Genomic DNA, 1,798 nt, shown 5'->3' with positions numbered 1-1,798 from the left:
GTGGCCCACGGGGCGTTGGTGAAGCTGATCTCTGAGAAGTCGATGGAGCGCGCGGGCAGCGGCAGGGTGTTTGGCGTGAAGCCGGGCGAGGGCAGCATGCGGATGGTGCCGGTGACGCGCCAGAGCGGGGAGGTGCTGCCGGAGGCCCAGATGCCGATCCAGTACGGGTACGAGGCCGCGCCGGTGTCCATCGCGGGCGTCCACTGCGCGGTGACGAGGCCGGCCTTGGGCGCGGTGATCTCGGCGGGGCGATCCCACCAGACGTTCTGCGCGGCGTTGGTGTGCCAGTAGAATATGGCGGTGGCGCCGGTGAGGTCGAGCGGCCTGAGGCCGTGGCGCAGCGTGACCTGCATGGTCCACGATTCGCCCTGCTTGTATGTGCGCTGCACGGCGGTGTGCTGCTGCACGTTGACGCCCCACGGGTCTGTGAGCGCGCAGGCGGAGGTCAGCAGCAGGCAGTAGGCGGCGAGCGGTGGTGTGATGCGCATGGTTGGCTCCTATGGGGTTGGCGGTTCGGCGGCTTCGCGGACGGGGACGCCGCTGACGAAGTGGAACACGATGTCGAGCGAGCAGCCGTTGCGGCGGGTGGCGAGCTTCTGCAGCACGGTGTCCGGGTAGACTGTTTTGTAGCCGTCTTCTTCCCCGGTGACCTCGACGGCGGCGGGGCCGCGCGGCAGCAGCCCCGGCATGGCGCGGGCGTGGGCCTTGGCCTCCAGGTCGGTCATGAAGCGGCGCTCGACCCAGAGCGCCCAGGTGTGCAGGCCGTTGCCGCGGTCGAGGGGCTTGGCGGTGTCCGCGCCGATGGGGCGCAGCGGGTCGACGGACCACTCGGTGTCGGTGTCGTCGGAGTCGCCGAGCGGGCCGGTGTAGTAGCCGGGCTCGCCGGGGTGGCCGAGGCCGTGGCAGATGACCGTGTCGCCGGAGCTGTGTCTGTGGGTGATCGTCATTAGTTCATTAGTGCGTTAGTGCATTAGTGCGTTGGTGTGAATCGGTGCCCGAGGGATCAGGTTCCTGCAGGGGTGATGTCCACGTCTGCGAGTTTGGTGGCGGTGGCTTCGCCGACCGTGACGGGCGTGCGGAAGGCGCGCCAGGTGAGTTCGCCGGAGCGGGGCTCGTTCTCGCCGAACACGGCGGGCTTGGAGACGAGCCGGGCGCCGTAGAGCTTGGCGGTGAGGCCGGGGCTGTCTTCGGCCAGGGTGAGCGTGCCGGAGGGGCTGGACTGCCCGATGGCGCGCGATGACCCGGCGAGGGCGGCGCTGATCAAATCCTCGTCGCCGATGCTGATGGGGCGGCCGGTGACCTCGACGGCGGAGGTCTCGACGCGGAAGTCGTAGGTGCCGGTGTCGGGGTTGGTGCGCGGGCTGACGGTGTGCGCGGCGCGGAGCGTCCAGCCTTTGTCGTCGCTGACGAGGTCGAGCGGGGCGGCGAGGCCCCACGACGCCCTGCAGGGGAGGTGGACCCATTCGGTGCCGAGCGGGACGGCCGTGAAGGCTTCGTCGGCGGGCGGGGTGAAGAGCGCGCCCGCGGCGGTGCGGGGGGTGTTCTTGCCGATGATGCCGGTGATCTTGGCGGCGCCCTCGAAGCGCGGCCCGCCCGCGCCGAAGCGGACGGCGGGGAACTGGGTGACGCGGGCGTTGGCCACGCCGAGGATGCGGCCGGTCAGCGTGTGGACGTAGACGGGGGAGTCGGCGGGGGGGAAGATCGACTCGCCGGGCCAGAGGGAGAAGACGCCGGAGAACATCCAGTCGAACAGCGCCTCGGAGAAGTTGCCTGCGGGCGTGAAGTCGATCTCGATCAG

3 protein-coding genes are annotated in these 1,798 nt (G+C 70.4%); all 3 read right to left on the bottom strand.

The window, feature by feature from the left end:
• On the bottom strand, positions 1 to 488 hold a 488-nt coding region (locus PLE19_24060), incomplete at its 3' end, for a hypothetical protein (protein HPD18022.1).
• A 9-nt stretch (positions 489 to 497) separates the two neighbouring features.
• Entirely contained in the window at positions 498 to 947 is a 450-nt protein-coding gene (locus tag PLE19_24055) for a hypothetical protein (protein HPD18021.1), read from the bottom strand.
• 56 nt (positions 948 to 1,003) lie between these two features.
• A partial coding sequence (locus PLE19_24050; GenBank protein HPD18020.1) for a hypothetical protein occupies positions 1,004 to 1,798 on the bottom strand: 795 nt, incomplete at its 5' end.

The sequence above is a fragment of the Planctomycetota bacterium genome, from assembly GCA_035384565.1.
Lineage (GTDB): Bacteria > Planctomycetota > PUPC01 > DSUN01 > DSUN01 > DAOOIT01.
This window is presented reverse-complemented; position numbering and strand designations above follow the sequence as displayed.